The 7,185-nt window shown below is 69.0% G+C and carries 9 protein-coding genes; 4 read left to right on the forward strand and 5 right to left on the reverse strand.

Annotation, left to right across the window (positions count from 1 at the left end; genetic code table 11):
• The first annotated feature begins 96 nt into the window (after positions 1-96).
• Together PSV26_RS02420 and PSV26_RS02425 are read left to right on the forward strand one after the other, a co-directional pair.
• The gene (locus PSV26_RS02420; RefSeq protein WP_300567232.1) at positions 97-1,137 is read left to right on the forward strand and encodes an epimerase; all 1,041 of its coding nucleotides are present in this window, start codon (positions 97-99) and stop codon (positions 1,135-1,137) included.
• Positions 1,134-2,300 carry a twin-arginine translocation pathway signal protein gene (locus tag PSV26_RS02425; RefSeq protein ID WP_300567235.1) on the forward strand — a complete coding sequence of 389 codons (1,167 nt, stop codon included), beginning with the start codon at positions 1,134-1,136 and terminating at the stop codon, positions 2,298-2,300. The genes PSV26_RS02420 and PSV26_RS02425 overlap by 4 nt, the downstream gene beginning before the upstream one ends.
• 8 nt (positions 2,301-2,308) lie before the next feature.
• Here PSV26_RS02425 and PSV26_RS02430 read toward each other — a convergent pair whose 3' ends face one another.
• From PSV26_RS02430 to PSV26_RS02445, 4 genes are all read right to left on the reverse strand, one after another.
• A complete protein-coding gene (locus tag PSV26_RS02430) occupies positions 2,309-2,824 on the reverse strand; it encodes a CinA family protein (protein WP_300567237.1) in 516 nt (171 codons plus the stop codon).
• Positions 2,825-2,829: 5 nt separating this feature from the next.
• Complete coding sequence (locus PSV26_RS02435; protein ID WP_300567240.1) at positions 2,830-3,378, reverse strand: phosphatidylglycerophosphatase A; 549 nt, start codon at positions 3,376-3,378, stop codon at positions 2,830-2,832.
• Between the two features lie 110 nt (positions 3,379-3,488).
• A complete protein-coding gene (locus PSV26_RS02440) occupies positions 3,489-4,376 on the reverse strand; it encodes an alpha/beta fold hydrolase (protein WP_300567242.1) in 888 nt (295 codons plus the stop codon).
• A 7-nt stretch (positions 4,377-4,383) separates the two neighbouring features.
• Positions 4,384-5,307, reverse strand: a complete 924-nt coding sequence (locus PSV26_RS02445) for a LysR family transcriptional regulator (protein WP_300519908.1) — start codon at positions 5,305-5,307, stop codon at positions 4,384-4,386.
• Positions 5,308-5,450: 143 nt separating this feature from the next.
• Between PSV26_RS02445 and PSV26_RS02450 the strand changes: the two genes are divergently transcribed.
• The gene (locus PSV26_RS02450) at positions 5,451-5,630 is read left to right on the forward strand and encodes a hypothetical protein (protein ID WP_300519905.1); all 180 of its coding nucleotides are present in this window, start codon (positions 5,451-5,453) and stop codon (positions 5,628-5,630) included.
• A gap of 10 nt (positions 5,631-5,640) precedes the next feature.
• Positions 5,641-6,036, forward strand: coding sequence for a tautomerase family protein (locus tag PSV26_RS02455; protein WP_300567245.1), 396 nt, complete (start codon positions 5,641-5,643; stop codon positions 6,034-6,036).
• Here PSV26_RS02455 and thiL read toward each other — a convergent pair.
• Positions 6,024-7,010, reverse strand: a complete 987-nt coding sequence (gene thiL, locus PSV26_RS02460) for a thiamine-phosphate kinase (protein ID WP_300567248.1) — start codon at positions 7,008-7,010, stop codon at positions 6,024-6,026. The genes PSV26_RS02455 and thiL overlap by 13 nt on opposite strands.
• Positions 7,011-7,185 lie beyond the last annotated feature (175 nt).

Raw genomic sequence — 7,185 nt, forward strand, 5'->3', positions numbered from 1 at the left:
GGGTGAATACCTGATGTGAAGCGTTAGGGGATTGTCGAACAGCTGGCAGGTTTCCACAATCACGCCCATGCCCACCGCTTTCTTCAGGAGATTTCCATGACCGAGCCTGCCACCGTTCTCATCCTCGGCGCCCGCGGGCGTTTTGGCCTGACGGCCACGCGCGCCTTTGCCCAGGCGGGCTGGCGGGTGCTCGCCCAGCTGCGCCCGGGCACCAGCGGGCCGGCGATTCCCGGTGTGGTGTGGCTGAACGCACAGCCCGGTGACACGGCTTGGCTTGCCGCCGCTGCACACGGCGCCGCGGTGGTGGTGCAGGGGCTCAGTCCGGTCTACACACACGCCGCCTGGCGCCGCGATCTGCCCGGCCTGACGCAGGCCGCCATCGACGTGGCGCGCGAACTCGGCGCCTTGCTGATGCTGCCGGCCAGCGTCTACAACTTTGGCGCGACCATGCCGCCGCTGCTGCGCGAGGACACGGCGCAGGCGGCCAGCACCTTCAAGGGCCGCATGCGCATGACCAGCGAAGCGCAGGTACGCGCGGCCACGCAGGACGGCCGCATGCAGGCGGTGGTGATTCGCGGCGGTGACTTTTTCGGCAGCGGCACCGGCGCATGGCTGGACGAGGTGATGGTCAAGGACATCCAGCGCGGCAGGTTCACCCACCCCGGTCCCCTGAATGTGCCGACGGCCTGGGCCTGGCTGCCCGACATGGCGCGCAGTTTTGTGGCGGTGGCCGGTCAGCGGCACCGGCTGCCGGCCTTCGAGACCCTGCACTTTGCCGGCTACAGCCTCACCGGGCAGGACTGGGCGGATGCGCTGGCTGACATCGCCTGGGAGTGCGGCTGGCTGCCGCCCGGCGGCCAGCTGCACACCGGCTCGCTCTCCTGGCCCATGATGCGGGCGCTGGGGCTGGTGTTGCCGAAAATCGCGGCGCTGTGTGAAATGCGCTACCAGTGGCACACGCCGCACTCCTTGGTGAACACCCGCATGGCGGCCCTCACCGGCGCCGAGCCCCACACACCGTTTCCCGAGGCGCTGCGCGCGGCGCTGGCAGAGCTGGGCCTGTTGACTTCGCGCAAGGAGACGACGGTGAAAGAAGCTAGGCTGAGGGCACCAGTCTTTGAACGGAGCGCCTCGTGAACCTGAACCGCAGAAACTTTGTGCGCCTGGCCGGTGGCGGCGTGGTGCTGGGCGCCACGGCCGGACTCGCCGGCTGCTCGTCCGAGCTGCCGCCCGAGGCGATTGCCGCCTGGAACGGGCCCGCGGCCGACACCGCCGATGTACGGCGCTGGATCCTCAGCTACGCCATCCTGGCGCCGCACTCGCACAACCTGCAGTCCTGGCTGGTGGACCTGCGCCAGCCCGGCGAGATCATGCTGTACTGCGACCTGACGCGCCTGTTGCCCGAGACCGATCCGCAGTCGCGCCAGATCATGATGAGCCACGGCACTTTTCTGGAGTTGCTCGACCTCGCTGCAAAACAGAAAGGCCTGCGCGCCGACATCAGGCTGTTCCCGCAAGGCGAATTCGGCCCGGCCGCGCTGGACCAGCGGCCGGTCGCGCGCATCCGCATGGCCCCGGACGCCGCCGTCAAACCGGACCCGCTGTTCGCCCAGATCCTCAAGCGGCACACCAACCGCGAAGCCTACGAGATGCGCGAACCCGCAGCTGGTGCCCCGCAGGCCATCGCCGCCAGCGTCGCGCCGTTTTCCATCCGCACCGGTTTCGTGGGAACCGGCCAGCCTGACTTGATGCAGCAGCATCGCGCCATCGCCATGGAGGCCTGGCGCATCGAGCTGGTGACGCCCCGCACCGTGCTGGAATCGTTCAAGGTGCTGCGAGTCGGTCCGCGCGAGATTGCCGAGCACCGCGACGGCCTCACCATCAACACGCCCATGGTGCGTGCGCTGACGTCACTCGGCCTGTTTGACCGCAGCAAGGCGCCGGCGCCCAACGACTCGGCCACCACCGGCCAGATCAAGGACTTCAATGCCAAGATCGCCGCGACACCGGCGTTTGTCTGGATGGTCACCGAAGGCAATACGCGCAGCACCCAGGTCAACGCCGGCCGGGCCTATGTGCGTGCGCAGCTGGCGGCGACGGCGCTGGGCCTGTCCATGCAGCCGCTGTCGCAGGCGCTGCAGGAGTACCCCGAACAGGCCAAACCCTATGCCGACATCCACGCCCTGCTGCAGGCACCGCCGCCGCAGTACACGGTGCAGATGTGGGCCAGGCTGGGGTTTGCGCCGCAGGTGGGTCCCTCGCCGCGACGCGGGCTGGAGGCCCACCTCATCAAGACATGAGGGCAGGTTTATGGCGCCTCGGCCAGCGGCTGCATCAGTTGCAGCAGCCGCTGCAGCGCATGCTGCACCGTGGCGGCCCGCACGGCTGCGCGGTTGCCGTCAAAACGCTGCATCTCGCTGCTGAGCCGGCCGTCCACCACGAAGCCGAACCACACGGTGCCTACCGGTTTGGCGCGGCTGCCGCCGGCGGGGCCGGCCACACCGGTCACCGCCACAGCGACCTGCGCTTTTGAATGCCCAATGGCGCCCTGCACCATGGCGCGCGCGACTTCTTCGCTGACCGCGCCGTGGGCGTTGATCAGTGCCGCGTCCACGCCCAGCATGTCGGTCTTGGCCGCGTTGGAGTAGGTGACAAAACCGCGCTCGAACCAGTTGCTGGAACCCGCCAGGTCGGTGCAGGCGGCGCTGATCAAACCGCCGGTGCAGCTTTCGGCGCTGGCCAGCAACCAGCCTTTGCTGAGAAGAAAATCTGCCAGCAGCCCAACCAGGGCGGGCGCAGGCAGCTCCTGTTTTGATAGTGACACGGGGTTCACCAGAACCTCCACGCGGCCATCACCAGCAGCGTACAGAACGCCGCGGCGAAGTCGTCGACCATGATGCCGAAGCCGCCGCGCCAGCCAAACCCCTTGAAGGTCCGGTCGGCCCAGGCCATGGGGCCGAACTTCACCGCGTCAAAAAAGCGGAACAACACAAAGGCCGCGAGCTGGCCCCACAGGCCCGCCGGCATCACCAGCCAGAGGACGAGCCAGAAGGCCACCACTTCGTCCCAGACGATGCTGCCGGGGTCGGCCACGCCCATGTTTCTGGCCGTCACCGTGCTGGCCCACCAGCCCAGCAGCGTGGCCACGGCAATCAGCAGCCCCATCTGCGGCGCCGTGAGCCAGGGCGCTATCGCCAGCCAGGCCAGCCAGGCCCACAAGGTGCCGGCCGTGCCGGGCGCCACCGGGCTCAGGCCCGAGCCGAAGCCCAGCGCCAGCAGGTGCGCCGGGTGCGCCAGCATGAAGCGGGCCGTGGGCCGGCGCGGCGGCGCCGGGTTCGGCACGCCCGGAAAGGCAGGGGTTTCGTTCAGTGGGGGCATGGTGTATGGGAAGAGGGCGCGCCGGGGGGCGCAGCGATTTTATTTCATGAGTAAAAATGGCACGCGGCCCAATGAGGGTGAGCGCAAGCAGCTATGTTTTTCATAGCATTTCAAGGAGCGGGGCTTTCTTCCAGCACTGCCCGCAGCACGGCATCAAAGGCCTGCGCCTGCTCGAACTGTACCCAGTGCCCCGCGTTGTCTATCCAGTGCAGGCCGCGAAAGTGGGGTGCCGACTGCAGGGCCAGCGCCAGCGCTTCCTGACGTTCGCGGTACAGCGCGTCTTCGCGGCCGTAAATGGCGTCCACCGAACAGCGCACCCCGGCCAGTGTCCGGGCCAGCACGTCGGTGTAGGCCAGGCGGCGGCCCTTCATGCGGTCGCGCAGCGTGTTGTCGCTGTGCACCCGCAGCGCCAGTGCGGTGATGGATTCGGGGCGGTAGAGCATCAGCGCGGCGAGGTTCTTGCGGTGCACGGCCTCGCGTTCAGCCGGGTCGGGCAGGTGGCGCCAGGCGGTGAGCGTGACGGTGTTGCGCGACGCCACCCCCAGGCCGGGGGAGCCGACCAGCACCAGCCGCCCCACGCGGGCCGGCCACTGCGCCGCCAGAAAGCCGGCGACCATGCCGCCGAAGGAAAACGCCACCAGGTCGCAGGCGGCCTCGCCCAGCAGAAGCTGCAGACCCGCCTGCACCGGCGCGGCCAGGACGTCGGCGTCGTTGCCGCTGGCGGGCAGCGCCGAGTCGCCAAAACCCGGCAGGTCGGCGGCCAGCACCTCGCGGCCGCTGCTCACCAGCGCGTCGATGTTGCGCAGCCAGTGGGTCCAGCTGCCGCTGCCGCCGTGCAGCAGCACCACGGGCCGGTGCGGCGAACCGGCCAGCGCCGGCGCAGGCTGCCACCGGTGCCAGACCATGCTGCCGCTGCCGCAGGGGGTTTCGAGGCGGGTGGCGCGGGCCAGCAGACGCTGGACTTCGGGGGGCGGGGCGGTGGACGTGTCGGCTTGCATCAGGGGGTTATACCTGCACCGCGGGCTGAACGCCCTCGGCCTGGGCAAACCAGCCGGCCCAGTGGTCGAGGCAGGCCCTGATCTTGGGCAGGCGGTGCCGGCTCGTCAGCGTGACGGCGTAAATCGGGCTGGGCTGCTCATCGACAAATTCGGGCAGCACCGGCACCAGCAGGCCGCGCCGCACCAGGGGCTCTGCCACCACGGTGGCAAAACGCGAGATGCCCAGACCGTGCAGCGCCAGCTGCGCGGTGATGCCGGTGCTGCCCGAGCGCCACTGCCCCTCCGCCACCACCACGCTCGGCTCACCCTTGACGATGAAAGGCCAGCGGTTGAGCATGGTCACCGCACTGTTGGTGATCAGGCGGTGCTGGTGCAGGTCATCCGGATGGCGCGGTGTGCCGTGGGCCTGCAGGTAGCCGGGTGTGGCGTACAGCTTGCGGCCCAGCGTGCCGAGTTGCCGCGCCACCACCGTGTCGGTTGCCGGTGTGCCGGTGCGGATGGCGATGTCGATGCCGTCGTGCGCCATGTCGACCAGCCGGTCCTCGACCTGCAGTTCCACACACAGCCTGGGGTGGCGCGCGTGCAGGCTCTCGAAGCTGGGGATCAGCAGGTACTCGGCGACCACCGTGCTGGCCGCCACGCGCACCCAGCCGCCAGCCTGGCGCGACTGGCTGGCAAACTCGCCCTCCAGCTCGTCCAGCGTACCGGTCAGGCGCCGGCAGTATTGCAAAAAGGTCTGGCCTTCGGCGGTCGGGGTCAGGCCGTGGGTGGAGCGGTGGATCAGCCGCGCGCCGCAGGCTTTTTCGATGCGCGCCAGCGTCCGCGAGACCTGGCTCACCGGGACATCGCGCTCGCGCGCCACGGCCGAGAGTGTGCCGAGCTCGGCCACGCGGGCAAACAGGTGCATGTCGTCGAAGCTGAGGTCGCGCATGGCGCCATGGTAACCAGCCGCGCCTGCCCCTGCCTTTGCAGCGCATGCAAAACCCAATTGCGTGTCACGCTGTTTCCCGCGGGCGAGGCCTTGCCTACAGTTGCCATCACCAGCACCAGCTACACGCAACGAAAGGACCCGCCATGTACAGCGATCTCCACCACGACAGCTATCAGCGTCTGCACGACGCGGCGAAGCTTCAGGCTGACGCCCTGCGTCACCAGGCCATCGAGGCTTTCCGGCGCCGGCTGGGCCATGCCGTCCGCGCCGGACTGCAGGCCCTGCGCCACCCGGCAAGGCGGCAACTTACCCGGGGGGCCTGAGATGCCCACCTTGACACTGAAAGTGGCGCCGCCGCAAACCCCGGCCCGTTACCGGCAACTGGCCCAGGCGCTGACCACGCTGACCGCGCAGCTGCTCGGCAAGCGGCGCGAGGTGACCGCGGTCATCGTCGATGGCCTGCCTGCCGCACAGTGGTATGTCGGTGGCGACGAACTGCAGCGGCCCACCGCGCTGCTGGAGATCAGCGTCACCGCCGGCACCAACACGGCGGAGGAGAAAGCCGCTTTCGTCAGCGCGGCGTTTGCCGAGCTGCAGCACCAGCTCGCGGAGGGCGGCGCGCTGGAAGAAGCCAGCTACGTGGTGGTGCGGGAGCTTCCGGCCTCCGATTGGGGGTATGGCGGAAGCACGCAGCAGGCCCGCAAGCGTACACCGGTTCAGGCGAAGTGATCGAAGGACGCGTACCGGCCCGGCACGGCATGGCCCGAGGCGTCGACCAGGCGCAGGCCGGGCGGGTGTTCGATGACACCGATACGCGTCACCGCGGTCCGTGCCTGCAGCGCCGCTGCCTGCACCGCCGCCCGCGCCGACACCGGGGCGGTGAAGGCGAGCTCGTAGTCGTCGCCGCCGGCCAGCACGCAGCGCAGCCGGGTTTCATGGGGAATATAGCCCTCAGCCCTTGCTGAATCTACGCCATCAGCTAGCAATTTTATAGCAACCGAGGTGTCGATGCGGGCGCCGGTGCCGGACGCCTGCAGGATGTGACCGAGGTCGCCGAGCAGCCCGTCGCTCACGTCGATGGCCGCTGTTGCGATGCCGCGCAGCGCCAGGCCCAGTGCCACACGCGGCGTCGGCTGCTCCAGCCGTGCGCGCGCGGCGGCCAGCCGTTCATGCGGCAGGGCGATGCTGCCGCGCAGCGCTTCCAGCGCCAGCCGCGCCTCGCCCAGTGTGCCGCTGACGTACACGTCGTCGCCGTCGCGCGCGCCCGAACGCAGCAGCGCCTGCCCGCGCGGCACCTCGCCGAACACGGTGATGCAGATGTTCAGCGGCCCCTGCGTCGTGTCGCCGCCCACCAGTTCGCAACTATGGGCCTCAGCCAATGCGAACAGGCCGCGCGAAAACGCCGCGAGCCAGGCTTCGTCGGCCCGTGGCAGCGCCAGCGCCAGCGTGAAGGCCACTGGCTGCGCAGCGCAGGCGGCGAGGTCGCTGAGGTTGACGGCCAGCGCCTTGTGTCCCAGCGTGAACGGGTCCACGTCGGGAAAGAAATGCCGGCCCTCGACCAGCATGTCGCAGGAAATGGCCATCTGCATGCCGGCGGCCGGCTGCAGCAGGGCGCAGTCGTCGCCGACGCCCAGCACGGCGCGCGTCGTGGGACGTGTGAAGTAACGTGCAATCAGGTCGAATTCACCCATGGGGGTGAGCATAACGGGTGGCAGAGGGATCGGGTCGCGGATTGATTCACTTTGTAGCTTGCCAGCAAGCCGGGACTCGCCCCGGCTGGCGACTTACTTTTCTTTGCTTCGCCAAAGAAACCTAAGGAAAAGAAAGGCGACCCGATGGTCTGGGTCCCTCCGCTTCGCTACGGGCAACCTGCGGTGC

The organism is Polaromonas sp., from assembly GCF_029945685.1.
In the GTDB taxonomy this organism is placed as follows: domain Bacteria; phylum Pseudomonadota; class Gammaproteobacteria; order Burkholderiales; family Burkholderiaceae_C; genus Polaromonas.